Origin of the sequence: Paenarthrobacter sp. CCNWLY172, assembly GCF_037402035.1 — a bacterium.
Classification (GTDB): Bacteria; Actinomycetota; Actinomycetes; order Actinomycetales; family Micrococcaceae; genus Arthrobacter.
The window spans coordinates 267,261-292,282 of the sequence record NZ_JBBEGB010000007.1 but is presented as its reverse complement, the minus strand read 5'-3'; the positions used below and the strand labels follow the sequence as shown (position 1 = coordinate 292,282).

23 protein-coding genes are annotated in these 25,022 nt (G+C 63.6%); 11 read left to right on the top strand and 12 right to left on the bottom strand.

Annotated features, from left to right (window positions below; genetic code table 11):
• The first annotated feature begins 53 nt into the window (after window positions 1-53).
• Genes WBN73_RS13465 through WBN73_RS13455 form a run of 3 tightly spaced genes read left to right on the top strand, consistent with a single transcriptional unit; the run spans window position 54 to window position 3,159 of the window.
• On the top strand, window positions 54-1,238 hold the full coding sequence (locus tag WBN73_RS13465; protein WP_207596165.1) for a GGDEF domain-containing protein: 1,185 nt from the start codon (window positions 54-56) through the stop codon (window positions 1,236-1,238).
• Window positions 1,235-1,738 (top strand): hypothetical protein, encoded by a 504-nt coding sequence (locus tag WBN73_RS13460; protein ID WP_207596166.1) that lies wholly within the window; start codon window positions 1,235-1,237, stop codon window positions 1,736-1,738. Before WBN73_RS13465 ends, WBN73_RS13460 begins: the two co-directional genes overlap by 4 nt.
• The gene (locus WBN73_RS13455; protein WP_337340492.1) at window positions 1,735-3,159 is read left to right on the top strand and encodes a putative bifunctional diguanylate cyclase/phosphodiesterase; all 1,425 of its coding nucleotides are present in this window, start codon (window positions 1,735-1,737) and stop codon (window positions 3,157-3,159) included. The genes WBN73_RS13460 and WBN73_RS13455 overlap by 4 nt, the downstream gene beginning before the upstream one ends.
• 77 nt (window positions 3,160-3,236) lie before the next feature.
• Here the strand turns inward: WBN73_RS13455 and purL are convergent, their stop codons facing one another.
• From purL to purS, 3 genes are read right to left on the bottom strand one after another with little or no spacing between them, the layout of a single operon-like run.
• Entirely contained in the window at window positions 3,237-5,546 is a 2,310-nt protein-coding gene (gene purL, locus WBN73_RS13450) for a phosphoribosylformylglycinamidine synthase subunit PurL (protein WP_207596168.1), read from the bottom strand.
• Window positions 5,543-6,325 carry a phosphoribosylformylglycinamidine synthase subunit PurQ gene (purQ, locus tag WBN73_RS13445; RefSeq protein ID WP_337340491.1) on the bottom strand — a complete coding sequence of 261 codons (783 nt, stop codon included), beginning with the start codon at window positions 6,323-6,325 and terminating at the stop codon, window positions 5,543-5,545. Before purQ ends, purL begins: the two co-directional genes overlap by 4 nt.
• Before the next feature lies 1 nt (window position 6,326).
• The gene (gene purS, locus WBN73_RS13440) at window positions 6,327-6,578 is read right to left on the bottom strand and encodes a phosphoribosylformylglycinamidine synthase subunit PurS (RefSeq protein ID WP_011773385.1); all 252 of its coding nucleotides are present in this window, start codon (window positions 6,576-6,578) and stop codon (window positions 6,327-6,329) included.
• Window positions 6,579-6,918: 340 nt separating this feature from the next.
• On the opposite strand from purS, the gene WBN73_RS13435 reads away from it, so the two are divergent.
• Together WBN73_RS13435 and WBN73_RS13430 are read left to right on the top strand one after the other, a co-directional pair.
• A complete protein-coding gene (locus WBN73_RS13435) occupies window positions 6,919-7,104 on the top strand; it encodes a hypothetical protein (RefSeq protein ID WP_207596170.1) in 186 nt (61 codons plus the stop codon).
• A gap of 161 nt (window positions 7,105-7,265) precedes the next feature.
• Window positions 7,266-7,556 (top strand): DUF1540 domain-containing protein, encoded by a 291-nt coding sequence (locus WBN73_RS13430; protein WP_207596171.1) that lies wholly within the window; start codon window positions 7,266-7,268, stop codon window positions 7,554-7,556.
• 67 nt (window positions 7,557-7,623) lie between these two features.
• On the opposite strand, the gene WBN73_RS13425 is transcribed toward WBN73_RS13430, so the two are convergent.
• Window positions 7,624-8,607: a manganese catalase family protein gene (locus WBN73_RS13425; RefSeq protein ID WP_207596172.1), complete on the bottom strand. Its 984-nt coding sequence runs from the start codon at window positions 8,605-8,607 to the stop codon at window positions 7,624-7,626.
• Window positions 8,608-8,735: 128 nt separating this feature from the next.
• Window positions 8,736-9,683 carry an NAD(P)-dependent oxidoreductase gene (locus tag WBN73_RS13420; RefSeq protein ID WP_207596173.1) on the bottom strand — a complete coding sequence of 316 codons (948 nt, stop codon included), beginning with the start codon at window positions 9,681-9,683 and terminating at the stop codon, window positions 8,736-8,738.
• A 180-nt stretch (window positions 9,684-9,863) separates the two neighbouring features.
• Here WBN73_RS13420 and WBN73_RS13415 point away from each other — a divergent pair, with 180 nt between their 5' ends.
• Together WBN73_RS13415 and WBN73_RS13410 are read left to right on the top strand one after the other, a co-directional pair.
• On the top strand, window positions 9,864-12,806 hold the full coding sequence (locus WBN73_RS13415; protein WP_337340490.1) for an exo-alpha-sialidase: 2,943 nt from the start codon (window positions 9,864-9,866) through the stop codon (window positions 12,804-12,806).
• A 259-nt stretch (window positions 12,807-13,065) separates the two neighbouring features.
• Window positions 13,066-16,242, top strand: a complete 3,177-nt coding sequence (locus WBN73_RS13410; RefSeq protein ID WP_443193264.1) for a S8 family serine peptidase — start codon at window positions 13,066-13,068, stop codon at window positions 16,240-16,242.
• Window positions 16,243-16,329: 87 nt separating this feature from the next.
• Here WBN73_RS13410 and WBN73_RS13405 read toward each other — a convergent pair whose 3' ends face one another.
• The 4 genes from WBN73_RS13405 to WBN73_RS13390 all read right to left on the bottom strand — a co-directional run bounded on the left by WBN73_RS13405 (window position 16,330) and on the right by WBN73_RS13390 (window position 18,817).
• Complete coding sequence (locus tag WBN73_RS13405) at window positions 16,330-16,731, bottom strand: serine protease inhibitor (RefSeq protein ID WP_207596175.1); 402 nt, start codon at window positions 16,729-16,731, stop codon at window positions 16,330-16,332.
• Window positions 16,732-16,760: 29 nt separating this feature from the next.
• Window positions 16,761-17,699 carry a 3-methyladenine DNA glycosylase gene (locus tag WBN73_RS13400; protein WP_280626518.1) on the bottom strand — a complete coding sequence of 313 codons (939 nt, stop codon included), beginning with the start codon at window positions 17,697-17,699 and terminating at the stop codon, window positions 16,761-16,763.
• Window positions 17,686-18,213, bottom strand: coding sequence for an SSI family serine proteinase inhibitor (locus tag WBN73_RS13395; RefSeq protein ID WP_337340489.1), 528 nt, complete (start codon window positions 18,211-18,213; stop codon window positions 17,686-17,688). The genes WBN73_RS13400 and WBN73_RS13395 overlap by 14 nt, the downstream gene beginning before the upstream one ends.
• Before the next feature lie 136 nt (window positions 18,214-18,349).
• Window positions 18,350-18,817, bottom strand: coding sequence for a MarR family winged helix-turn-helix transcriptional regulator (locus WBN73_RS13390; RefSeq protein ID WP_337340488.1), 468 nt, complete (start codon window positions 18,815-18,817; stop codon window positions 18,350-18,352).
• Between the two features lie 105 nt (window positions 18,818-18,922).
• Here WBN73_RS13390 and WBN73_RS13385 point away from each other — a divergent pair, with 105 nt between their 5' ends.
• The 3 genes from WBN73_RS13385 to WBN73_RS13375 all read left to right on the top strand — a co-directional run bounded on the left by WBN73_RS13385 (window position 18,923) and on the right by WBN73_RS13375 (window position 19,920).
• Window positions 18,923-19,147, top strand: coding sequence for a hypothetical protein (locus WBN73_RS13385; protein ID WP_337340487.1), 225 nt, complete (start codon window positions 18,923-18,925; stop codon window positions 19,145-19,147).
• A 106-nt stretch (window positions 19,148-19,253) separates the two neighbouring features.
• Window positions 19,254-19,490: a hypothetical protein gene (locus WBN73_RS13380; RefSeq protein ID WP_207596179.1), complete on the top strand. Its 237-nt coding sequence runs from the start codon at window positions 19,254-19,256 to the stop codon at window positions 19,488-19,490.
• Between the two features lie 70 nt (window positions 19,491-19,560).
• A complete protein-coding gene (locus tag WBN73_RS13375; RefSeq protein WP_337340486.1) occupies window positions 19,561-19,920 on the top strand; it encodes a LapA family protein in 360 nt (119 codons plus the stop codon).
• Between the two features lie 123 nt (window positions 19,921-20,043).
• Here the strand turns inward: WBN73_RS13375 and WBN73_RS13370 are convergent, their stop codons facing one another.
• From WBN73_RS13370 to WBN73_RS13360, 3 genes are all read right to left on the bottom strand, one after another.
• Window positions 20,044-20,343, bottom strand: coding sequence for a DUF4193 domain-containing protein (locus tag WBN73_RS13370; RefSeq protein ID WP_011773410.1), 300 nt, complete (start codon window positions 20,341-20,343; stop codon window positions 20,044-20,046).
• Window positions 20,344-20,498: 155 nt separating this feature from the next.
• Window positions 20,499-22,994, bottom strand: coding sequence for a beta-glucosidase family protein (locus WBN73_RS13365; protein ID WP_337340485.1), 2,496 nt, complete (start codon window positions 22,992-22,994; stop codon window positions 20,499-20,501).
• Entirely contained in the window at window positions 22,995-24,275 is a 1,281-nt protein-coding gene (locus WBN73_RS13360) for an MFS transporter (RefSeq protein ID WP_242703512.1), read from the bottom strand.
• A gap of 135 nt (window positions 24,276-24,410) precedes the next feature.
• On the opposite strand from WBN73_RS13360, the gene WBN73_RS13355 reads away from it, so the two are divergent.
• Window positions 24,411-25,007, top strand: a complete 597-nt coding sequence (locus tag WBN73_RS13355; protein ID WP_207596182.1) for a TetR/AcrR family transcriptional regulator — start codon at window positions 24,411-24,413, stop codon at window positions 25,005-25,007.
• Window positions 25,008-25,022 lie beyond the last annotated feature (15 nt).

The following is a 25,022-nucleotide window of genomic DNA, read 5'->3' as shown; positions in this document are numbered from 1 at the left end:
GAGTAAGCCTCGCCACACTGAACTCAAAGCCGCAGGATGACCAGCTGAGGGGGTTGGACACGGTGCTCGATGCTTTCTCGGTACGGGTTGGTTTAGGCGTAGTCACGGTGACGCTCTTGGTGCTGTTCTGTATCTCCTTCCAGCGCACCCGCTCACCTTATGCGGGCTGGTGGAGCCTGGCCCTGCTGGAATTCATGGTGGGCAACGCAGCTTTCCTGCTCAACGGCACCCCTCACCAGCAATGGGCCAACCCCGTGGGCAACATCCTGGTGGTGGCCGGAGCGTTCAGCGTTTGGGCAGGCGCAAAGACCCTTCGGGACCGGAAAGCGGCACCATGGCAGTTGGCCATCGGTCCCGCCGTTACCGCCGTCGCGTCCTTCCTGGATAGTCCCGGGACCAATGTATGGTCCGGCGGATTCGTCTATCTGGCGATGATGACCGTGGGCATTGCCTTGGCCGCCTATGACTTGTGGTTCATCAAGTCCTCGCACTCCCAGGTCCACAAAGCCCTGTCCGTCGCGGCGGGCCTGCTTGCCGGCTATTACCTGGGCAGGTGGCTCGTTTTTGTACTGGAAGGCCCGTCAAGCCACACGTTCACCACGTACTTTGGACCTGCACCTTCGGCACTGATATCCATGGTGCTTCTGGTCACCGTGTCCTTCAGCATGACCGCACTTACCAGCGACCAACTCATCAAGGGACTCAAGGAACGGGCCGACCGCGACCACCTGACCGGCCTCCTTAACCGGGGAACCTTCCTGGACATGGCCACCACTGAACTCCACCGCCTGCAGTCCGCAGGATCCGGCGCAGCCATAGTCCTTGCGGACCTTGACCATTTCAAGGCCGTCAACGACGAATTCGGTCACGGAGCCGGGGACAAGGCTCTCCAGGCCTTTGCCGAGGCCTGCGGTGCCTCGGTCAGGTCCACCGATCTGATCGGGCGTTACGGCGGTGAGGAATTTATCCTGTTCCTGCCCGGGGCCACGCAGGACCGGGCCGAGGACATCGCAGCCGAAATCAGCCGCCGGATGGCAGCCACCCCGGCGCCCGAGGGCGTCGCTTTTCCCACCATCAGCTATGGAGTCACCTCCAGCATCCCCGCTGGTGCTGACATGAAATTCATGATTGAGGTGGCGGATGCAGCCCTGTACAGCGCCAAAGCGCAAGGAAGAAACCGGATTGTAGGAGCTGACCGCCATCAGGCGGCCATTATCGCGGATGAGGCACGATCATGACCTTCAACGAACTCACCACCAGGATCCAGATCCAGCACACCCAGGAGCTGTCCGCCTTCCGGCAAAACATCACCAGCGCTCCCTACATGGCTGGAACGCCGACGTCCCTGAATGCGGACCGCCGGTCAGTCCGGATGGGTCCCGTTCAATCGGTGGAGGACGGGAACGCCAACCTGACCATCGTGGCCGATGTGGAAGGTCTGGCCTGGTTCACTGCTGACAAAGGCCTGCTGGGCAGTTGCATCACGGTGTCCATCGCGGGTCACCGCAGGAACACCGGGACCCGCGTCCACCTCCCTCTGGCCGAATGCGACGCCTGGATCGAGGCCATCCTCGGCGGCTCCTGGATCACCCACGTGTACCGCGCGGGCAAGAGGGTGGAGCCCGATGGCAGGATGGACGTCGCCTCCTACCGGCTGTTCCTGGACGAGCGCCGCAATCCCGTCGCCAAGCCGCAGGCTGTCGCTGATACCACGCTGCGGCGCCTGGAAGAATCGTGACCAGCACCAAGCCCCGAAGACTTGTCCCCGCTGACGCTGACTCCCGCATCGAAAAACTGGAACGGCACGTCCAAGCGCTCATGGAAGAGCTCCACCATGTCCGCCACGAGCAGCGCCGCGAAGCGCTCACTGATGCACTCACCGGACTCGGCAACCGTCTGGCCTTGGTGGAGGCCTTCGTTGCGGCACGGAACGCCGCGGCCCACGGTTCGGCTCAACCTGCGCTCCTCCTCGTGAACCTGGACGGCTTCAAGGCTTTGAAGAACTCCGCCGGCCTTGCCGCGGCGGACCAAGTCCTGGTCACCGTGGCGATGCGAATCCAGTCGGCCGCACGGGAGAACGACGTCGTCACCCGCCTGGGTGCCGACGAATATGCGGTGCTGTTGCCCGCCACCCCGCAACACCGGGCCACCGCCGTCGGCAACCGCATCCTGGCCGCGCTGGAACCGAACATCGACCTTGGGAACAACAGCGTCCGCTGCGGTGCAAGCATGGGACTGCGGACAGCAGAGCCACACCATACCCTCGAGGACCTGCTCCAGGAAGCCGATATCGCTGTGGAGGAATCCAAGAGCGAGGGCCGGAACAAGCTCAGGGTGTTCGATCCCGCCACGCTGCACGCCCGGCAGCTCCAGCGGCAGATTGTGGGTGAACTCCGCGAAGCCATCCGTACAGATCAGTTGGTCCTGAACTACCAGCCGATCGTGGAGCTGGCCACGGGAAGGATCGAAGGCTGCGAAGCCCTGGTCCGGTGGAACCACCCTGTGCACGGCTTGATCATGCCGGACCAGTTCATTCCCGTGGCCGAGGCTACGGGACTCATCGCGGAACTGGGGAGGTGGGTCCTGCGCACGGCCGTGGGGCAGTTGCGTCAGTGGCGGGACAACCCGGCCACGGCCCAGCATGACTTCTCCATGCGCATCAATGTCTCCGCTGCGGACCTGCAGAGCCTCGAGTTCGTGGACGACGTCAGCGAAGCCCTTGCCGAGGAAAGCCTGCGGCCGGAATCGCTCGTCCTGGAGCTGACCGAAAGCGCCATCATCCAGAACAATGAGCTGGACCGCTACACCCTGGCGAGCCTGCACAGGCTGGGTGTGGGACTTGAAATCGATGACTTCGGTGCCGGATATTCGTCCATGGGCTACCTGCGGAAACTCCCCGTGGACCGGGTGAAAGTGGACCGGCAATTTGTGAAGGACCTCGGAAGGGACCCCTCCCAGCTCGCGTTCCTGGCGGCCATCCAGGAGGTCATCCGGTCCTGTGGGCTGGAAGGAGTGTGGGAAGGCATCGAAACCGCCGAGGAAGCAGCGGCGCTCCAGAGCATTGGCTGCGCCAGCGGCCAGGGGTATTACTTCGGCAGGCCCTTGCCCGGGGCTGAGTTCACGGAGCAGTTGACCCGGCTGCGGACCTGGCCGGCGTAATCTCCTTGTAAGACGTCAAAAGGCCCCTGCAATCGTCCTCGCGGGCGCGTGCAGGGGCCTTTTGCTTGGCCAGTCGTTTAGCCGAAGTACTTCGGCAGGGTGGCTTCGTGTGCTTCGCGGAGAGCGTCCAAGGAGAGCTCGTCCACACCGTTGATCTCCAGCTTTCCACCGGCAGCGTCAACAACGCCGATCCGGAGGTGGGCGAAGCCGCGGGCGGTGCACATGTCCTTGAAGCGGACTTCCTCGGAGCGCGGCACGGACACGATCGCACGGGCCTGGGACTCGGAGAAGAGGGCTGTGAACAGGTCCACTCCATCGCGCTCCATGAGTTCTTCAAGGGCGATCCGGGCACCCACACCGTAGCGCAGCGAGGATTCTACCAAGGCAGCAGCGAGGCCACCTTCGGAGAGGTCGTGTGCTGCGTCAACCATGCCATCGCGGGAAGCGTTGATCAGGATCTCGCCCAAGGCGCGCTCTGCTGCGAGGTCGACCTTCGGGGGCAGGCCACCGAGGTGTCCGCGGAGGTTTGACCATTCCGAACCGTCCAACTCTGCTGCGGTGGTGCCCAGCAGGTAGATGGCCTGGCCGTCCTCGCGCCAGCCCGACGGCGTGCGGCGGGCGACGTCGTCGAGCTTGCCCAGGACTGCCACCACGGGGGAGGGGTGGATGGGTGTGGTGCCGGTCTGGTTGTACAGGGAGACGTTGCCGCCCGTGACCGGGATGCCGAGCTCCATGCAGGCATCCGACAGGCCGCGGATGGCCTCGGCGAGCTGCCACATGACGTCCGGGTCCTCAGGGGAACCGAAGTTCAGGCAGTCGCTGACAGCCATCGGAACAGCGCCGGACGTTGCGACGTTGCGGTAGGCCTCGGCCAGCGCAAGCTGTGCACCCTGGTACGGCTCCAGATAGGTGTAGCGGCCGTTGGCGTCGGTAGCCAGGGCAACACCCAGTCCGGTTTCCTCGTCAACGCGTACCACGCCGGAGTCATCCGGGAAGGCCATGGCCGTGTTGCCGCCAACGTAGCGGTCGTACTGGTTGGTGATCCAGGCCTTGCTGCACATGTTGGGCGATGCAACGAGTTCGGTGACGGCTGCTGCCAGCTCGGACGGAGCTGCTGGGCGGCCGGCATCCTCAACGGAACCGGTGAAGGCGTTGGCCTGCACCGAGTCCTGCCACTCCGGGCGGGCGAACGGACGGTCGTAGACCGGGCCGTCGTGCGCAACGGTGCGGGGATCGACGTCGACGATTACTTCGCCTTCCCAGGTGATGATGAGGCGACCGGTGTCGGTGACCTCACCCAACCAGGAGTACTCGACGGCCCACTTGTCCATGACAGCTTCGAACGCTTCGATGTTCTCCGGGGTGACCACGGCCATCATGCGTTCCTGCGACTCGGACATGAGGATCTCGCCCGGCGTCAGCGTGGGATCGCGCAGCAGGACCGAGGTCAGCTCCACCTCCATGCCGCCGTCGCCGTTGGAGGCGAGCTCGGACGTGGCGCAGGAAATACCTGCGGCGCCGAGGTCCTGGATACCTTCAACCAGCGAGCCCTTGAAGAGCTCCAGGCAGCACTCGATCAGGACCTTCTCCGCGAACGGGTCGCCCACCTGGACGGCAGGACGCTTGGATGGCTTGGTGTCATCGAAGGACTCCGAGGCCAGCACCGAAGCGCCGCCGATGCCGTCGCCACCCGTGCGGGCACCGAACAGGACTACCTTGTTGCCCTTGCCGGAGGCGTTGGCGAGGCGAATATCTTCGTGGCGCATGACGCCAACAGCCAGGGCGTTCACCAGCGGGTTGCCCTGGTAGACGGAGTCGAAGACCATTTCGCCGCCGATGTTCGGCAGGCCAAGGCAGTTGCCGTAACCACCGATGCCGGCGACAGCACCGTGCATGACGCGTGCGGTGTCCGGGTGGTCGATTGCGCCGAAACGCAACGGGTCCATCACGGCAACCGGGCGGGCGCCCATGGAGATGATGTCGCGGACAATACCGCCGATGCCAGTAGCGGCACCCTGGTACGGCTCAACGAAGGACGGCGAGTTGTGGGACTCGATCTTGAACGTCACGGCCCAGCCGTCGCCCAGGTTGGTGACACCGGCGTTCTCGCCGATACCCACCAGCATGTCCTTCTTCATTTCCTCGGTGACCTTCTCGCCGAACTGGCGGAGGTGGTTCTTGGAGGACTTGTAGGAGCAGTGCTCGCTCCACATGACCGAGTACATGGCCAGCTCGGCGCCGGTGGGGCGGCGGCCCAGGACCTTGACGATCTCGTCGAATTCGTTCTGCTTCAGGCCCAGCTCGGCCCACGGGAGTTCCGTGTCCGGGGTCTTGGCAGCATGCTCAACGGTGTCGATGTTGAACTTCTTGGTGGTTTCCGTGGTCACTTGTCGCCTCCCACAATCTTGGTCAAAACGGAGGTGAAGAAACCCAGGCCGTCGGTGTCGCGGGGTTCGCCGGCGGAGCCGGACAAGCCAGCCTCCGGGCCGAAGCCGGTCTCCACTGCGTGCTCGGGGTGCGGCATGAGGCCCACCACGTTGCCCGCGGCGTTGGAGATGCCCGCGATGTCGCGGCGGGAACCGTTCGGGTTGAATCCGACGTAGCGGAACACCACGCGGCCCTCAGCCTCAAGGGCATCGAGGGTCTTCTCGTCAGCGATGTACTGGCCGTCCTGGTTCTTCAACGGCACAATGATTTCCTGGCCGTCGGTGTAGTCCACGGTCCAGGCGGTGTTGGCGTTTTCCACGCGCAGCGTCTGGTCGCGGCAGATGAACTTCAGGTGGTCGTTCTTGATCATGGAACCGGGGAGCAGGTGCGACTCGGTGAGGATCTGGAAGCCGTTGCAAATACCCAACACCGGGAGCTTCGCGTCGGAGTTCGCGGCATCGATGATCTTGGACATCAGCGGCGCGAAGCGCGAAATGGCGCCGGCGCGAAGGTAGTCACCGTAGGAGAAACCGCCGGGGATGATGACTGCGTCAACATCGCCGAGTTCGGAATCGGCATGCCAGAGGGGCACCGCCGTGGCGCCTGCGAGCCGCACTGCACGGGCGGCGTCGCGGTCGTCAAGGGTACCGGGGAAGGTGACGACGCCAACCTTGGCGCCTGCCAGCCGGGGCTCGGCGGCGACGGCGACAGCCTCGCCAATCAGGGGGATCGACGTCATATCAGGCCTCGACGACCTCGACGTTGACAACATCCTCGATCACCGGGTTGGACAGGAGGGTCTCGGCAGCTTCACGGGCCTGGGCCAGGATAGCGTCGGTCACCTCGCCGTCGACGGTCAGTTCAAAACGCTTGCCCTGGCGGACTGCGCTGAAGCTGTTGAAGCCGAGGCGGGGCAGTGCACCCACGATGGCCTTCCCCTGGGGGTCCAGAATCTCGGGCTTGGGCATGACGTCAACGACGATCCGGGGCATCCGGTAACTCCTGTGCGTGAGTTGGGTGAACCTTAAATAAGGCTGCCGCGGAGGTGCCGTCTCACGCCATTCAGCCGCATTCAAACAGCGTCTTGAACACAGGGTTAAACACGGTGGTGAACTGCAATGTTTGAACGGCATGGGGGGCGCTCCGCGAGCTTGCACACCTATTCTACCGGGAGTGGCGCACATACCCTATTCAGGCGGATTGCGCGAGGACACCCCGCCGCGGCGGTGCAAAAGTCCCAACTGAAGGCTCGACGGCGGCGGCTGCTTGTGCCTGCTGGCGGGGCTTGCGCCGGCACTGGCAGGGGGTGTCCGGTGTCACTAGGATTGCGGCATGGCTGAGAAACCGAAATCCATGGTGCTGGGCGTTGTCGCCGCGGCAGTTTTTGCTGGATTGGGCCGCATGGTGATCCAGAAAATCCTGGCGGACAGGGCTGGGCGGAGCAGCCATGTGACCGCTCCGTTGGACGCCGAAACGCGGGCTAAAATCAGTGACGCATTGCGTACTCCAAGTAAGTGAAGCCTCACCTTGCATCTGCCGTTTTTCCGCGGAATGGCGCGGATTAGGGCACATACAAATGCGCTATTAAATTGGGTCAACCGGCGTGATTCCGGCGTAGTTTGGAAAGTACACGCGGGGTTCAGCCCCAGTACTATTCAGGATCCACACCAGGAGGAACAATGACCGAACACATTGCCGAAGTATCCGCCTGTAGCGTTGGCAGCTGCGGATTCAACCATGATGGCTGCACCGCCTTTGGAATCACCATCGGTGGAAGCACGGATCATGCATCCTGTGCAACGTTCATTGACACCAATGCCATGGGCGGCCTTCCCAAGGTCCTCGCCCACGTAGGTGCCTGCCAGCGCTCGGAGTGCGTCCACAACAACAACCTCATGTGCGAGGCCCACGACGTCAAGGTCGGCCCGGGCCGGGAAGCCGCCGATTGCCTCACGTACGAGCACGCCTGATAATTCCTCGTTCCGCCAAAAGCGGGCCCGTCCTCCTTCGAGGACAGGCCCGCTTTTTCGTGCGGATTTACTTCTTGCTGGTTGCTGCAGTCTTGGCAGCCGCGGACTTGCCTTCCTTGGGGCTGTCCGCGTCTTTTAGTTCCTGCTCCGCTGTGGCCTGGATGAGCGCCAGGAGCTCAGGATCCAGGCCGGGGGCGAACTCTTCCTTGCGTTCAGGGGAGATGGTGATGGGGAATCCGTCCGGCATCACATCGGTGCTGAGCTCGGTTCCGTCGTTGGATGGCGAAGCTCCGCGGTAGAGCTTGCCGGCTTCGCTCAGGTTGTCGGCGCTGAAGGTGTACTGGATACTTTGCAGGCCCTTGTCCAGCAGTTTCTTCACCTCCGGGAACTGCTCGGCGTTGGTTTTGGGGATCGGAAGGACCTTCCCCCAGTTGACGCCCAGGCTCTCCAAGGCCTTGGCGTAGGCATTCTCGTGCGCCTGGTCACGGACTATCAGGTACGCAATGGTGGAGCGCGCCGTCTTGTTCTCCGTCATCTCGTAGATGCGGCACTTCTGGAGCCGGCCTGTGGATTCCAGCATCAGGTTGTAGAGCAGGTCCAGGACCAAGTTGCCACTGTTGTAGACGTAGGAGCCGCTCCACGGATTGCCGGCAGCGTCCACCGGCAAAGCGCCCTGGGCACCTACCAGGTAGTGGTGGATGTTGCTGGTGTCCAGCGCGATCTTCAGGGGAGTAGCTCCCCCCGCGCCTGGCTGGTCCACAGGATCGGACTTCTTGCCCTGGTAGCGGGGCGAACCATCGAGGAGCTGGGAAATGGTGGTGCCGATGAGCTCCACATGGCTGATCTCTTCCGTGCCAATGCCCTGGAGAAGGTCCTTGTAGGGTTTCGAAGCTGCGTCACCCCGGAAATTCATGCTCTGGAAGAGGTATTGCATCATGGTGCGCATCTCGCCGAATTGACCGCCGAGACCCTCCTGGAGGGCGTTGGCGGCTGCGGGATCTGGCTCGTCGGCAGCGATTTCATTGATGAGAAGCTGGGTGTGCAGGTACATACGTTTCCTCACGTTGTCTCATGCTATGCGTGGGATGGAAACCCTCTGCTGGCCACCCCGGACCCACCCACCATAAGCATGCTTACTATTCGGTGGCAATGAAATCCCGTGAGGAATCGGAGGATCGGTTATCCGGCCACTTGGTTGGTCAACGGCTTGCCCTCCTTGAGGGCGGAGATGTTTTCCGTGACCAGCCGGGCGGAGCCCTTGGGCCGGTTACCCGCCACGTGGGGCGTGATGATCAGGTTCGGGGCGCTCCACAGCTGTGAGCTGGCGGGGAGAGGTTCAACCTTGGTGACGTCCAGGGCGGCGGCGCGCAGTCGGCCCTCGGTAAGCGCGGCCAGGAGTGCGTTTTCGTCCACCGTGGCCCCGCGTCCCACGTTCACAAATACGGCGGTCTTCGGGAGGGCCCGCAAGACGTCCTCGTTCAGGGCATCCGCGGTTTCGGCCGTCGCGGGCAGGATGGAAATCAGGACATCCGTGGTGCGCAGAACATCGGGTAGTTCTTCTGTTGAAGCGACCGGGAACCCGTAGCGCTCCCCCTTGGAATTGGCCACGCCGGTGACCTTCGCGCCCAAAGCGGCCAGCAGGGGAGCCAGCCGCCCCGCGATGGAACCGAAGCCCCAGATGGTGACGTTGGCGCCGTCGAGTGTATAGAGCTGTTCGGTCGCGGGGTTGGACTGTGCCTCGTTGTACGGGCTGTTCCAGCGAGCGTCCTTCTGGGATTCGAGCAGGACATCCAGCCGGCGGATGGCTGCCAGCGCGAGCGCGAGCGCGTGTTCAGCCACGGGACCGTCGTGCAGTGAGCGGCCGGAGGTGATGGCCACGTTGTCGGCGAATCCGGCAGCGAGAACGGAGTCCGGGCCTGCCGCGAGCGTTTGGACCAGCCTGAGTTTCGGAAGTTCCTCGGCGGCGTCCGAGAGGTTCTCCGGAGTGTTCCGCCACACCACCAGGACCTCGGCATCCCGGTGTTCGGCGGGGATGGGCTCGTCCACCGCGTACACCACCGGGTGGTCCCCTGAAGTGGCGAGATCGGCGAGGTTCAATTCGATGGTGTCCGGGACGAGGATTTTCACGGCAACTCCAGGTTCAAAAGCGGTGGGCGGTGTGCCCTTGAGGCTACCGCTTCAGCGCGGGGGGAGGTGCGCCCGAAAGTCATCCCTAGCAATGTGACGGCGAACACCCTATGGTTGTAGGACGTTCGACGTAGCACGTAACACGAACGTCCCTCGCGCCGATTCGAAAGGACCTTGGATTTGAAATCCATACCCCCTGCACCATCGCTCGCCCGCATCGCAGCCGCCGGCGCACTGAGCCTTGGCCTCCTTGGAGGCCTCGCTCTTCCGGCCACCGCCGCCCCCCTCCCACCCAACAACCCTGCGACAGCGCCGGGTACCTTCACTGAGGCCAACATCGCGGCTGACCGCACGGCCGCCAACTTTTTCTACCGGATCCCCGCCCTGACGTATCTGGGCAACAACGTGGTGCTCGCATCATGGGACGGTCGTCCGGGCTCAGCCGCGGATGCTCCGAACCCCAACTCGATAGTCCAACGCCGCAGTACTGACGGCGGACAGACCTGGGGACCTGTCACCGTTATAGCCGCCGGGCACGTGGGCGACGCCAGCGGTCCCAAATACGGCTACAGCGACCCCTCCTACGTCTACGACGCCGAGGCCGGCAAGGTCTTCAATTTCTTTGTGTACTCCAAGGACCAGGGCTTCGGCGGCAGCCAGTTCGGTAACAACGATGCCGACAGGTCAGTGATTTCCTCGGCGGTCATCGAGTCCTCGGACGGCGGCGTCACCTGGAGCCAGCCGCGGCTTATTACGAATGTCACCAAACCCGGAACCAGCAAAACCAGCCCGGTGGCCGGCGACGTGCGCTCCAACTTCGCATCCTCGGGCGAGGGCATCCAGCTCAAGTACGGCCCGTACAAGGGCCGCCTCATCCAGCAGTACGCCGGTGATATCCGCCAGGCAGACGGCACCAACAAGATCCAGGCCTACAGTGTCTACTCCGACGACCATGGGGTGACGTGGAAGAAGGGCGCCAACGTCGGTGACCGGATGGACGAGAACAAGACCGTGGAACTCTCCGATGGCCGGGTGCTGCTGAATTCCCGGGACAACGCCAACCAGGGCTACCGTAAAGTGGCCATTTCCACGGACGGCGGCGCTACCTACGGGCCGGTCACGCAGGACACGGAACTCCCGGATCCCGCCAACAACGGGGCCATTGCACGCATGTTCCCCAACGCGGCGCAGGGCTCGGCCGACGCGAAAAAACTCATCTTCACCAACGCGAACTCCAAGACCGGACGTGAAAATGTCTCGGCCCGTGTCTCCTGCGACGACGGTGCCACCTGGCCGGGCGTCCGCACCATCCGCTCCGGCTTCTCCGCGTACTCCACGGTCACCCGCTTGGAAGAGGGCAAGTTCGGGGTGCTTTACGAAGGCAATTACACGGACAACATGCCGTTCGCGAAGTTCGACGACGCCTGGCTGAATTACGCCTGCGCTCCGCTCTCCGTCCAGGCCGTCACCACCGCGCCGGGGGCCACCCAGCAGGTGCCCGTGACAGTGACCAACCAGGAAGCCGCCACACTGTCCGGCGCAACAGCCACCGTCTACAAACCCAGCGGATGGTCGGCCACCACGGTGCCGGTTCCCGACGTCGCCTCCGGAGCCTCGGTGACCGTCAACGTTGCCCTGACGGCACCGGCCAACGCCAGTGGCCCGCAGAATCTCAACGCAGCATTTACGACGGCGAATGGCCGGGTTTCGCAATTCACCTTCACCGCCACCGTGCCGGTTGCGCCGCAGGTGGGCCTGACGATCACGGGAACGGCACCCACCCGGGATGTCGTGGCCAGCCCCTACCAGGTGGGCGACGTCCTCAGCTACTCGCTTAACGTCAAGAGCACCGCGAACGTCACGGCCAATTCAGTACCGGTTTCCGGGACATTCGACTCCGGCTTCCTGCCACCGTCTGCCCCGAATTGCCGGTTCAACAACCTGGCCCCAGGTGCCAGCTACACCTGCACCACCGCCAAACATGTGATCACGGCAGCCGACATCGAGCGTGGCTACTTCGTGCCGGAAGCCAGCTTCAGCATCACAGCCAGCTCGACGCCGTCGCTCACTAAGACGGTGCCGTTCACCGGCGCTGCCGTCGCTTTGCGCGACGGCCTGCTGACGGCCGGGATCAGCGGGGCGCGTGCCGACGTCGGGCGTGACCTTGCGACCCAGCCGTACGCGGCAGGGGACCTGGTCCCGTACACCTTCACGGTGAAGAACACGAGCCCGCTGGTTGAGAAGGTGGTCCCGACCGCCGGTAACTTCAGCCCCTTCCTTCCGGAGGGGCCGGGCAACTGCCGCTACAGCGTGCTGCCGGCCGGCCAGAGCTACCAGTGCACCACCCCTCGCCACACGGTGACTGCACAGGAAGCTGAGCAGGGGTTCTTCGTTCCGACAAGCACGTGGGAAGTCAGCTCGGCCGGCCAAACCACCAAGACCATCACGGTGAACGGCGGCGAAGTGGACCTGAAAGTCCGCGAGCCCAAGCTTGAGGGAACCGTTTCTGCCCAGTGGATCGACACCGACGGTGACCGCTTCGCCAGCGTCGGCGATCCGGTGACGTACACGTACACCGTGGGCAACGCCGGAAACGTTGCAGTGACCGGACTGGAAGCCCCCGATGCCGGCATCTCTGCAGCCACCCTTGCTGCCGGTGAGACTGTTACCGCCACCCGGGACTACGTCTTGACGGCCGTGGATGTTGCTGCAGGCAGCCTGGGCGCGGTCTCTTTTGAGGCGACGGCCCGCAACGGAGCGCTGGAGGCGGCAACGTCGGCATCGGGTGATCCCCTCGAGCTGAAGGTCCAGCCGGAAAAGCCCGAAAGCGCTCCCGAACTCAAGGTCCAGGAGCTGGGTACGGCGCCGATCGACTTGGGCACCGCAGATAAATACCGCACGGGCCAAAAGGTAGTGCTGCAGGGTTTGGACCACGGCCAGTGGTACTACGTGTACCTGAACAAGACGGGGCATCGCCTGGGATGGATCTTCCCCACGACAGGCAACACCGTTGAGTTCATCCTTCCCTCCGATGTGCAAAACGGCCGGGACGACGTCGTAGTCCTGGATCAGGATGGCCTTCAGGTGTCCTTTGACCGGCTTCAGGTGACGCCGAAGGGCTGATCTTTCCCGGCAGGCTCACACAACGGACCGCAGGACATTCCTGCGGTCCGTTGTGGGTAGTTCCATGACGAACCGCCACCGCTGTGACAAGACAAAATTCCTGAAATGTGCTGTATGTCATATTCGGCTATCACTAGGTACTCTGTGACTCGGCTGGTTACGCGGCTTTGACAAGAACTGTCAAAGGTTCAACCAACTAAAAGTTGACAGGTCCAGGCGATGGAGCCTGGTCCTCCCTCAGTGAAAGGTGCAACCACTCGTGAAATCACAAGGAAAGAGCTTCGTCAGAAGCGGGGGGCTTCGAAAGGCCGCGGCACTGGCCGTTGGCTTGCCGTTGCTTCTCTCTTCGATGGCGATGCCGGCCCAGGCCGCTCCCACGCCGGAGACGCCCGGGACCGTTGCAGGCGTGGCCAAGAAGAACCTTGACCCCAGTGCCTACAAGGACGGCCGCTACATGGTTGTCCTGGCGGAAAAGCCTGCAGCAACGTACGACGGCGGCACGGCGGGCCTCGCGCCCACCAAGCCGGAAGAGGGCAAGAAGCTCGACGCCGACAGCGCCGAGGTGAAGGAATACCAATCGCACCTGCAGCAGAAGCAGCAGGAAGTCGCGAAACAGGAAAACATCACTATCGAGCGTGACTTCACTACCGCCGTCAATGGCTTCAGCGCCAATCTGACGGCAGACCAGGCCATCAATCTGGCCAAGGATCCCAAGGTCCTCATGGTGGCACCGGACACCCAGTACGCCCCGGACTACTCCACCACCGACTTCCTGAAGCTCAGCGGCCCCAACGGCACCTGGGCCACCCAGTACGGTGGCCAGGACAACGCGGGCAAGGGCACCGTTGTTGGCGTGATCGACACCGGCTATACCCCCTCCAACCCGTTCTTCGCGGGTGAGCCCGTTGGCCCACTGGCAGGCAACCCGCAGGTCGGCGTTCCCTACCGCACGGCAGATGGCAAGATCGCCATGCTCAAGGCCGACGGCGATACTTTCGTCGGTGAATGCCAGCCCGGCACCGACACCGGCGCGGACTATGACGGCAGCGCCTGCAACTCCAAGGTCCTCAGCACCCACTACTTCGCAGACGCCTTCCTGGAGACTGTTCCCCCGGAAAACCGTGCCCCGGAAGAAGTCATCTCTCCCGTGGACGTGGACAGCCACGGCACCCACACAGCCAGCACCGCGGCAGGCAACGCCAACGTCGACGCCGTTGTGGACGGCCGAAGCTTCGGAACCACCAGCGGTATCGCACCCGCCGCCAAGCTCGCCGTCTACAAGGTCTGCTGGGAAGATACAGATCCTGCCACGGGTGGTTGCTACGGCTCCGCTTCCGTGGACGCGATCGAGCAGGCAATCCTGGATGGCGTGGACGTCTTGAACTACTCCATCTCCGGTTCCACCACGTCCACCACGGATCCTGTTTCGCTGGCCTTCCTCTCGGCAGCATCGGCAGGTATCTTCGTGGCCACCTCGGCAGGCAACTCCGGACCGACCGCCAGCACCGTGAACCACGGAGCCCCCTGGCTGACCACGGTTGCCGCGACCTCGTTCTCGCAGGAGCTCCAGGGAACCGTTGAGTTTTCCGATGGCAGCAAGTTCCGCGGAGCGAGCATCATGAACCGCGAGGTGAGCGGGGCCGGCGTCGTGCTGTCCACCAACGCTGCAAGCGGTGAAGGCAACGCGGCTCTGTGTGCTCCGGGCTCCTTGGATCCGGCCAAGGTAGCCGGCAAGGTCGTAGTCTGCGACCGCGGCGTGGTTGACCGCACCGCCAAGAGCGCCGAAGTACTGCGCGGTGGTGGCGTCGGCATGATCCTGGTGAACCTGACGGATTCGTCGCTGGACACGGACAAGCACGTCATCCCCACGGTCCACGTGAACCCGCCGGCAACGCAGACCATCAAGGACAAGGTGACAGCCAACCCGGCCATCACCGTCTCCCTGCTGAACCGGGACACCACTGGCCTGCCCGCCGAAGCGCAGCCGCAGATTGCCGGCTTCTCGTCGCGCGGTCCGTTGCTCGCAACCAACTCTGACCTGCTGAAGCCTGACGTCTCCGCTCCCGGCGTCGCGATCCTCGCTGGTGTCTCGCCGATCGGAACCGGTGGAGACAACTTCGGCTTCCTCTCCGGAACGTCCATGGCCTCACCGCACGTTGCCGGTTTCGGCGCACTGATCCTGGGCAAGAACCCGCAGTGGTCCCCGGCCACCGTGAAGTCCGCCATGATGACCACCGCCGGACCGGTCAAGCTGGCCAACGGCGCCGTCAACAAGGACGTCTTCGCCACCGGCGCCGGACAGGTTGACCCCGCAAAGGTGCTCTCGCCCGGCCTCGTGTATGACGCAACCACCGAGGACTACCTCAAGTTCATCCAAGGCACGGGCATGGACCTGGGGATGGAAGGGCTTGGCACTACCGCACCACGCGACATGAACGTTCCCTCCTTCGCCCTCGGCAACCTCGCAGGCAAGATCGAAGTCACCCGCACGCTCACCGCCTTGACCGCGGGAACCTACCGGGCATCAGTCAACGTTCCAGGTGTCAACGTCAAGGTCACGCCGTCCGTGCTGACCTTCGGAGCTCCCGGTGAGAAGAAGACCTTCAAGGTCCAGTTCGAAAACAAAAACGCTGAGCTGGGCAAGTTCGCCATGGGTTCGCTGAGCTGGCAGGGTGCCAACAAGACCGTCACCTCGCCGATCGCCGTCCGGCCGCAGTCCGTCATCGCGGACAAGGCCCTGGCCTTCACGGGAACCGGCCCCAATGGCTCCGCCACCATCAACATCACTTCCGGCACCAACCTGCCGGTCGGGGTTACGGTTGATGGCCTGTCCAAGGCTGATTCCTCGGCTGTTGAGCTGGTTCCCGGTCCGTTCGCGGGTGAGACCAATGCCTCCAACTACGTGAAGAAGGTGACCGTTGGCGAGGGCAGTGCCCTGGCTAAATTCTCGGTCATATCCTCGAACGAGGCCGCGGACTTCGACATGCTGGTGCTCACCCCGTCCGGCCAGCAGTTGCCGGCCGCAACGGCGTCCGCCAGCGAGACCCTGTCCGTTCCCAACCCGGCACCGGGCGACTACTACGTGTTCGCCAACCTCTACGCGAGCCCCAACAACCAGGCCACCAAGGCCACTGTTGATGCCGCGGTCCTGGGTGCCAACCAGGGCAACGCCACCGTGACGCCGAATCCGATCCGCCTGGCCAACGGCAAGACGGGCCAGATTTCGCTGAACTGGAAGAACCTGGAGCCCGGCTCCTACATTGGCCGCCTGACGTTCGCAGGAACCAGTGAGCCGAGCTTCGTCACCGTCCTGGTCAACCCGGGCGGAACCGTAGTGGTTCCGGACGAGGAAGACCCCAAGAAGGACAAGAAGGACAAGAAGCACGGCGGCAAGATCCGCGCCGACGAGCCGACGCAGGGCAACAACGCCGGCTAAACCTCTGACGGACACGCAAATGGGCTGAGGACTCCCGAATTCGGGCGTCCCCAGCCCATTTGCATGTCGTAGACCGGAAAGGGTGTCCTAGACAGCTCCCGTCGAACCTCCGGTGTTCCCCAGCAACGATGCCAGGGTCTTCCAGCGCGCGATCTCGCAGCCGTCGGTCCTGCTGAACTGGCTGTTAACCTTGCGACCACGGAACCATCCCGTGACGACGGCTACCTGCGGGCCGCCGTATTGTTGCGTGCAGATCCGGTCCGGCCGGGGTTCCGGGAAGAAGATCTCCTCGCCAAACTGCTCGACGGCGGCAAGCGCCGCCCGTGCGTCCGGCAAGTTTGAGTCCAGTGAGTCGGGGTCCGGGGAGAGGACACCGGCCACGGACCGGAGGTGGAATTCGTGGCTCTCAGCGCCAGGTGCCTCAGTCAGCGTGACTGTGAGGTCGACGTCGTACTCGCTGTTGGGTGACTCGCTCGTGGGGGAAACCATAGTGACCTTTCGCTGGTGGCGGCGGGTGCTCAGGCGGCCAATCCACTCAGCTCATGGAGGAGCGGATCTACTGCCTGGAGCACGCGGGTCCGCAGCTCCTGGGATTCGGCCGCGAAAGCCCGCTGGTATTCAACGTACTCGGCCTTGCCCTGCGGTGTCTCGATCCTGATGGGTGGGTAGCCCCATTCTTCGAGATCATAGGGGGAGGCCTGCATATCCATGACGCGGATCCTCCATGAGAGTTCGAAGCAGTCCATCACCAGTTCGCTGGGCAGCGCCGGGGTCAGCTTGTACGCCCACTTGTAGAGGTCCATGTTGGCGTGCAAACAGCCCGGCTGCTCCATGGTCCGCTGGTTTTCACGGGTGGGTTCGAGCTCGTTCAGGGGAATGGCGTCCGGAGTGTAGAACCGGAACGCGTCGAAATGCGAGCAACGGATACGGTTCTCCTCCACCACGGTGTCCGTGCCTTCACCACCAAGTCGCAGTTTCAGGTATTCGTGCCGCAGCTCAAATTTCTCCTGCCGGTACACCATGGCCCACTCGTGCAGGCCAAAGCAGCCGAACTGGGCCGGGCGCTTCGCCGTGCCCGCGAGGATGATTCCCGCGAAGCGGACAGCTTCAGAGCGGTCGGCCAGGAAGCCGCGGCGATCAAAGGTAACCGCCGGCGTTCCCGCCGGCAGCCCGAGTGAGGTGAGCTCGCCGTCGTCGAGCGTTCGGTAGAACTTCCATGTGGCGCGCGCAAGGGCGCTTGGGCCGCTGAGAACAGTGCCGTCGCCCGGATGCCAGCGCAGCAATTGGCCCGGCTTCTGCGTGTAATAGGTGAACAGGAAATCCTCAACAGGGTGCTTCCGGCCCGCCGAACGCCTGGCCAGGTAGGGGTCCGCGTAGCGCGCCACCCGGGTGTGATGGGCTGCCTCCAGCCCGAGCCATTGCTCCTGGGGGAGGTGCCGCAGCCTAGAGTCCGCCATCTGATCCGAGGATGCTCTTTGCGGCGTCCCACAGTGCGATCTGGCAGCCGTCCGTGCGGTTGAAGGCCGCGGTGACTTCCTTGCCGTCCACGGCGCCGGTCACCTTGGCCGTTGCCGGGCCGCCGTACTGCATGGTGCAGGCCTGGTCCGTTTTGGTGGGGGCAGGATTCAGGATGGCGGGGTTGTTCTTGATGGACGTGCAGGCTTCGGCGGCTGTTGGATGGTTGCTTTCAGCGGCCGGGACGCCGTCCGCGCAGACGAGCGTGAAAGTTTGGGGCGCGGCGTCGGGGGATTCCACCAGCGTGATGGAGAGTTCGGCGCTGCCGGTGCCGGTGGCTGCTGACGCACTGGGAGTTGCACTGCCGGGGCTGCTGCTTGGGCTGCTGCTTGAAGGGGACGACGACGGGGCTTGGCTTGCGCTGCCTGTGGTACCTGGGGTTGGGGTGCCTGAGCATGCGGCCAGGCCGACGACGGCCAGGACTGCCAACAGGGGCCGAACAAATCGCATGCGCATGGAATCTCCTAGGTTGCGTCCATTTTACGTGGCACTTGTGGTGCCCGTTTCTCTGTTCGCTTCAAGAACACCACCGGGGCAGTGCGCTTGGCTAGGGGGCACGCGGGTGGTCTGCCTGGATTGCAGGGTTGGTCCGTTAGAGGGAGTTGTCCCGCTGGGTGGCAGCGATCAGGCCCGTCATTGCCTGGTGCAGCTCGGCTACCTCTTCCCGGCTGAGTTGAAGGCGCTCGCGGATTTCACCGGGGACGGCGGTGGCCTGCTGGCGGAGGGCGGCGCCTTTTTCCGTCAGGGTGATGGCCAGGGCGCGTTCGTTGCCGGGAACGCGTTCCCGGGTGATGAGTTCGGCTTCCTCCAAGCGTTTCAGCAGTGGGGAGAGTGTTGCGGGCTCGTGGAGGAGGCTGTCGCTGATGTCCTTCAACGTACGGGGACTCCGCTCCCAGAGGGCCAGCATCACCAGGTACTGGGGGTGCGTTAGCCCGAGGCGTTCCAGTATGGGCTTGTAAACGCCCACCACGCTGCGGGAAGCAACAGTGAGGGCGAAGCACAGTTGGCGTTCCAAAAGGAGGTCGTCGACTTCCTGGGTGCTCTGGTCCGTGGCCGTCATGGCTGCCTCCTGTGCTTGCATTCGCTCGCGTCGTTCAATTAGTTAGTGCACTAATGATTAGCGTACTATGGACTCATTGAACCGTCTAAAAAGGAGTCGATCCGAGTGGCCAAGGAATCCCTCACCCGGAAGTTCATGCGCGCCACAGGCAAGTTCAGGGTTGTTTTCGGCCCCGCGCACAGCAGTTCCCTCGACCATGAAATGACTGAAGCCAACCGGAAGCTGCTCGCCCAGCGCGAGGCCGAAACCCAGCAGTGGGAAACACTCCGCCGCCCCGACGGCAGCACCTACGTAGTGCCCCGCAACCCGGACGACAAGTCCCTGCGGTAAACCCCCTCTATCTCGGCGTTGGATTATGGGCGTAAAATTACCTCACTGAACGGCACGCACTGACCCTGCCGCTCTTTCTCTCCTGTAGGAAAGGAGGTGGAAGAACATGGGACGCAGAATGGAAGGCTTCGTCCATGTGACCGAGCGGCTGCAGTCCGTTTTTGGACCGGCCACCCACGGCGACGCGGACAGCCCTGTGGTACACAAGCATGATGACTTCGAGACAGCCTCCGAAGCCGATCTGAAGAATTTCGACATCGAGACGGACTCTGAAGGCCATCACTACGCGGTCCGTAACAACGATCCAGGCCCTACCTCAACGGACTACTCCATGCGTCACTGACTATCGCCCAACTCGTCAGCATGCTTAGTATGTAGGAGCAGGGTGATGTCGGGACAAGAGGGGGTCGTCAATGAGTTTCCAGGATGATGCAGCAGGGGTTCCCGCCGGGGCTCCCCGTCAGGACAGGGCTGTCCCACCTCCCGTGGCCGGCGCGTCCAGGCCCACCCGCACGGCCGCCTTGTGGGTGGCAGTGGCCGTTGGCTTGGTGGTCCTGGTGATGCTGATCGTGTTCTTTGTCCAGAACCAGGACATGATCACGGTCCGTTTCTTCGGGCTGCAGGGAACCCTCGCGCTGGGCACCACCCTCTTTATCGCGGCCGTGGGCGGAGGCGTGCTGGTGGCCCTTGCCGGAGGAGCGCGGATCCTCCAGCTCAGAATGGTCAACCACCGCCGCAAGAAGACGGTGGGCGGCCCGGGAGCGGCGCCGTAGGGACTCGAGGCTGCCAGCTGTTAACTGCGGAAGGACCGGAGCGCTTGCTCCGGTCCTTCCGCAATTTAATCCCGACGGCGGCACTCCCTGACGATGTTGATTCCGCCGGGGTGGTGGGCTGTCTTAGCCTTCGCAGTCGGTGCAGTAGGCGACGCCATCTTTTTCGCGTGCGATCTGCGAGCGGTGGCGAACCAGGAAGCAGGAGTGACAAGTGAACTCGTCGTTTGCCTGCGGAATGACCTGGATAACCAGTTCTTCGGCGACGATTTCGCCACCGGGGCCGTTGGCGTCGAGGCCATCGGTTTCGTCCAGTTCAAGCACGACACTCTTGGCCGTGGGAGCGCTGGCGGATTGAAGAGCCTGGAGCGACTGCTCCTGGTTCTCTTTTACATCGGTACGGAGTTCGTCGTAATCGGCTGCCACTTTTTAATGCCTCTTCGTGTTAGGGGGTTACCGGGTATGCAACGTACAGCATGCCACGAAAATTCCATACCATACCCCAGTTCTCCCGCTTGTGGCGAAAACCACGTGGGTGACGGGCAAAAAAACCCGCCACCCAGCGTGATTTCGCCCATGTGTTACCGGAGTTCGATGTCCAATGATTGGAAGTGGTCGGCCGCGTGGCGACCCACAAGCAGGCGGAACGTGCCCTGCTCAAACTGCCAGCCGCCGTCGTAATGTGCAAACGCCTTGGCGGGGATATGTATTTCCACGCTTTCGGTTCCGTTCGATGCAAGGTGCGTTCCGGCGTAGCCGGCAAGCCAGCGGACGGGACGTTCGACGGCGGAATCGGCGCGGTCCAGATAGACCTGGACCACTTCCCGGCCGGTGCGCGTGCCGGTGTTCTTGACGGGCACGTGGACCACGACGTCGTTCCCGGCGGTCACCGCCTGCGGTGCGTGCGCTGTGCCGAGCTCGAACGTTGTGTACCCGAGGCCATAACCGAATGGGAGGGCCGGCGCTGCTCCGCCCTCTGCTTCCTGCTTGAGCCAGGCGCGGTAGCCGATGTGGATTCCTTCGGCGTAGACCACTTTGCCCTCAACGGGCGTGGTGTTCAACACCGGGACGTCTTCCAGCGCGGCAGGCCAGGTGGTGGGCAGGCGTCCGCCGGGCTCTTCGATGCCCAGCAGGATGTCTGCGATGGCGCTGCCGAACTCCTGGCCGCCGAACCAGCCCAGCAGTACCGCATCCACCTTGGCCAACCATGGCATGAGCACTGGCGAGCCGGAGTTCACCACCACCACCGTGCGCGGATTGGCTGCCACCACGGCCTCCACCAACTGGTTCTGGTAGCCAGGGAGGTCCAGGTCCTTGCGGTCGAAGCCCTCGGACTCAATGGCGGCGTTGGTGCCCACCACAACCACTGCGACGTCGGAGGCACGGGCGGCTTCCACCGCGGCGTCGATCTCTGCCTGCGGGTCTGGAACCACGGTTTCCTCGCCCAACAGGATCGCGGTGAAGGGGATGGCCTGCTCCTTGGGCAGCTGGTACTCGGCCTGGATGCGGACCGCTTGGCCGGCCGCGGTTTCAAAGGCGTGGACAGTCTTGGGCGGGTCGAACAGGGCGGCCCCGAGGACCTCGGTGTCGTCCTCAAGTTCACCGTTGAAGACTTCCGTGCCGTCCAGAACGAAGCGGATCGATCCCACGGTCCCCACGCCCAGGTGGTGCACGCCTGCTGTTTCGGGTGTCCAGTCCGCTTCCATACGGATGGAGGCGGCGCCGTCGGGAATTCCTACGCCGAACCAGATGAGGTGTGAGGCAAGGCGGTCTTCTCCGGAGATTTCCGTGCCGTCTTCGGCGAGGAAGGTCACGCGGATTCCGGGGACGTCGGAGACCGGGTTATGCAGCGAGGTGCGGGGGAAAGCCTGGATGCCTTCTGCCACCTTGGCGCCGCGGGCGTAGGTGACTGTGACGTCATCGGGCAGTGCTTTCCGCAGCCCCTCAAGCGGCGAGACGGTGTACTTGGGCATCACGGTGGCGCTGCCGCCGCCTTGGGTGCGGGCTTCGTCGGCATTGTGGCCGATCACTGCGATGCTGCTGAGCGTCTTGGCATCCAGCGGTAGCAGGCCCTGGTTGCGAACCAGCACGGCACCACGGACGGCAACTTCACGCGCGACGGCGGCCCCGTTCAGTTCTGCGGGGAGCTGGGTCACCGCGGGTTCGAAACCTTCCAGCGAGCCCACGCGGGCTGCGAGGCGCAGGATCCGGGTGACCTTTTCCAGGATCGCTTCCCGGCTGACGTGGCCATCGTTGACGGCGGCCAGGAGCTTGGGACCCCAGTGGCCCACCGGGCCGGGCATTTCCAGGTCCTGGTGTGCGTTGGCGGCGTCGACCGAGCGGACACCGGTCCAGTCCGACACGACGACGCCGTCGAAACCCCACTCGGTGGACAGTGGTGTTTCAAGGAGCGTGTTCTCGCTGGCGGTGGTGCCGTTAATGGAGTTGTACGAGCTCATCACCAGCCACGCGCGGGCTTCGGTGATGGCGTCCTCGAAGGCTGCCAGGTAGAGCTCCCGCAACGGGCGTTCGTCCACTACTGAATCGGCGGTGAAGCGTTCAGTTTCGGCCTCGTTGGCCAGGTAGTGCTTCGGAGTGGCGCCGACCCCCATGGACTGCACGCCGGCAACGTACCCCGCGGCCATGGTGGCGGTGAGCCGCGGGTCCTCGCTCATGCACTCAAAGTGGCGGCCGCCCAGCGGGGAGCGGTGCAGGTTGATGGTGGGGCCCAGGACGGCGTGGACGCCCTTGCGGCGGGCCTCCTGGCCCAGGACCTGGCCGTAGCGGTGGGCAGTTTCAACGCTCCATGTCGCGGACAAAGCCGACGACGACGGCAAGGAGACGGAGTCGTGACGCTCATCGAAGTCTTCGCCGCGGACGCCTGCGGGCCCATCGGACATGACGACGCGGGACAGTCCGATCTCCGGGATGGCGTGCGTGGACCACACGTCCGCGCCGGTCAGGAGCTGCACCTGCTGCTCCAGGGACAGATTCCGGGCCAGTTCCTGAATTCTGGCTTCCGCATCCTGTGTTCCTGCCTGTGGCGCCGTGACAGCTGCCGGGAGGGTGGGATTCATTTACTTGACTCCTTTGATACGTGTGACGAGGAGGGCGCCGATGATGCCGACTACCGCACCACCGAGGAACAATGCGGGGTAGCCGCCCAGTGCGATGACAGGGAAGGCAATGGCAGGCACCAGGGACTGGGGAAGGGCCTGTGCAATGTTGAAGACACCGAAGGTTTTGGCATTCTCCGACTGGTCTTTTGGCAGCAGGTCCGTGATGAGGGCGACGTCCACGGCGCTGAAGATGCCAAGCCCCAATCCGAGGATGCCCTGGCCTACCAAAACCTGGCCGGTGCCCGTGCTGGTGGCGATGACGATCAGGCCGGCCATCATGATCAGCGCGGACATGATCACCATGCTCTTGCGCTTGCCAAGGCGGTCGCTGATCCAGCCGCCGGCGAGGCTGGTGATCACCGTGCCGGCAGAGCTCACCAGGGTTGCCTGGAACACCAGGCTGGTCACCTGTGTTTCGGCTACGTGGAGGTGGTCGGTGAAGAAGTACGGCAGGTAGAGCAGGCCCGCGCAGTATCCGACGTAGACCATGAATTTGGTCAACCAGGCCCAGCCCAGGCCCGGGAAGGCCTTGGGGTTGAAGTAGAACGAGCCCAGAATCTCCTTGACGTTCAGAGGTGCCGGTTTCTCGGTGAGGACACGGTCCTTGAAGGTGAAGGCGAAGGCGATGGCTACCGCCGTTCCCACGATGCCGGGGACCACAGCCATCTGGAGGGCGTTGTCGAACATCTGGGCGAAGAAGGCTGCCGCCACGAGGCCGATGGGAAGCGTCATGCCGATCAGGCCGGACAGGCGTCCGCGCTCCGAGGGGCCAGCCTGGTCAGGGAGCGTGGCTACGAGGGCAGCCAGGGCAGCGTTGAAGCCCAGCTGTGCTACAACCCAGGCGATAAGGACGGTTCCGACGTTGGTCCCGGAGCCCAGCAGGAAGAGTGCGGCCAGGCCGACCAGGGAGCCGCCTACGATCCACGGTTTGCGCATCCCGAAGCGGGAGGTGGTGCGGTCGCTCAATCGGCCGAAGAACGGGTTCGCCAGGAGTGCAACGGCCGCTCCCACTCCTGCGACGAGGCTGAGCGCACCCGCGCGGGTATCCGGGGTGGTGATCTCTGAAACCTTGATGGCGAGGACCACCAGGGCTGGGGCGAGGACTGCCATCCACAAGCCTGCGCTCGCGATCGGCATGCCGATGACGTAGGCGCGCGAAGCCGATTGGGGCGGGGTGCTTCCGGTACCCGGGGCGGCAGTTTCCGCGCCTGCCTTCTGCTGATCGATATTGAGGGCCACATTGCCTCCTGATGAACGGGTGGCCCACCGTTGGGCCGCTGCAATGACTCTAGCCCTAAAAATCTAGTGTGACTAGGTTTTTGATAAAAAAGTCGAGTGACCTTCGATATTTAAACCGTGAAATAGACTGAACGGATGTCTACGACGAGGGCCCGGGGCCAGTACGCCAAGGGGGCCGAGCGCCGCGAACAGATCATCCAGACGGCCACTGACGTTTTCGCTACGGAAGGGTTCGAGGGGACCGCGCTGAAGCGGGTCGCCGAACTCGTGGGCGTTAAGGAAGCCACACTTTTCCACTACTTCAAAGGCAAGCAGGAGCTCCTCACCGCAGTCCTCGCCGAACGCGACCGTCGGTCGCTTGCCGTTGGCGGCGACATCGGGGTGGGCCTTGACCTGATGGCGCCCATCGCTGAACGGAACGAGCGTGAGCCTGGGCTGACCACCCTCTATGCGGTCGCCTCAGCCACGGCCAACGACCCTCACCACGATTCCCACGGTTACTTCAAAGAGCGCTACGAGACCGTGGTGCGGGACATCGCAGCTGACATTGAGCGGCGCCAAGCCACCGGAAAGGTCCGGTCAGACGTCAACTCCGTGATGCTGGCACGGTTGACGGTCGCTGCCTTCGACGGACTCCAGTTGCAGTGGCTGTACGACAAGAACGTGGACATGGCCGATGGCCTCCGGCAGCTCATCGAGGTGCTGCTGGCGCCATCCCACCCAACTGAGTAACAGATAAGGCCGTTC

Excerpts from the sequence above, each read along its gene's own strand:
- WBN73_RS13460 (WP_207596166.1), top strand. The coding sequence starts at position 1,235 with ATGACCTTCAACGAACTCACCACCAGGATCCAGATCCAGCACACCCAG.
- purQ (WP_337340491.1), bottom strand. The coding sequence starts at position 6,325 with ATGACGTCGATCCCCCTGATTGGCGAGGCTGTCGCCGTCGCCGCCGAG.
- purS (WP_011773385.1), bottom strand. The coding sequence starts at position 6,578 with ATGCCCCGGATCGTCGTTGACGTCATGCCCAAGCCCGAGATTCTGGAC.
- WBN73_RS13435 (WP_207596170.1), top strand. The coding sequence starts at position 6,919 with ATGGCTGAGAAACCGAAATCCATGGTGCTGGGCGTTGTCGCCGCGGCA.
- WBN73_RS13430 (WP_207596171.1), top strand. The coding sequence starts at position 7,266 with ATGACCGAACACATTGCCGAAGTATCCGCCTGTAGCGTTGGCAGCTGC.
- WBN73_RS13425 (WP_207596172.1), bottom strand. The coding sequence starts at position 8,607 with ATGTACCTGCACACCCAGCTTCTCATCAATGAAATCGCTGCCGACGAG.
- WBN73_RS13405 (WP_207596175.1), bottom strand. The coding sequence starts at position 16,731 with ATGGTTTCCCCCACGAGCGAGTCACCCAACAGCGAGTACGACGTCGAC.
- WBN73_RS13400 (WP_280626518.1), bottom strand. The coding sequence starts at position 17,699 with ATGGCGGACTCTAGGCTGCGGCACCTCCCCCAGGAGCAATGGCTCGGG.
- WBN73_RS13395 (WP_337340489.1), bottom strand. The coding sequence starts at position 18,213 with ATGCGCATGCGATTTGTTCGGCCCCTGTTGGCAGTCCTGGCCGTCGTC.
- WBN73_RS13390 (WP_337340488.1), bottom strand. The coding sequence starts at position 18,817 with ATGACGGCCACGGACCAGAGCACCCAGGAAGTCGACGACCTCCTTTTG.
- WBN73_RS13380 (WP_207596179.1), top strand. The coding sequence starts at position 19,254 with ATGGGACGCAGAATGGAAGGCTTCGTCCATGTGACCGAGCGGCTGCAG.
- WBN73_RS13375 (WP_337340486.1), top strand. The coding sequence starts at position 19,561 with ATGAGTTTCCAGGATGATGCAGCAGGGGTTCCCGCCGGGGCTCCCCGT.
- WBN73_RS13365 (WP_337340485.1), bottom strand. The coding sequence starts at position 22,994 with ATGAATCCCACCCTCCCGGCAGCTGTCACGGCGCCACAGGCAGGAACA.
- WBN73_RS13355 (WP_207596182.1), top strand. The coding sequence starts at position 24,411 with ATGTCTACGACGAGGGCCCGGGGCCAGTACGCCAAGGGGGCCGAGCGC.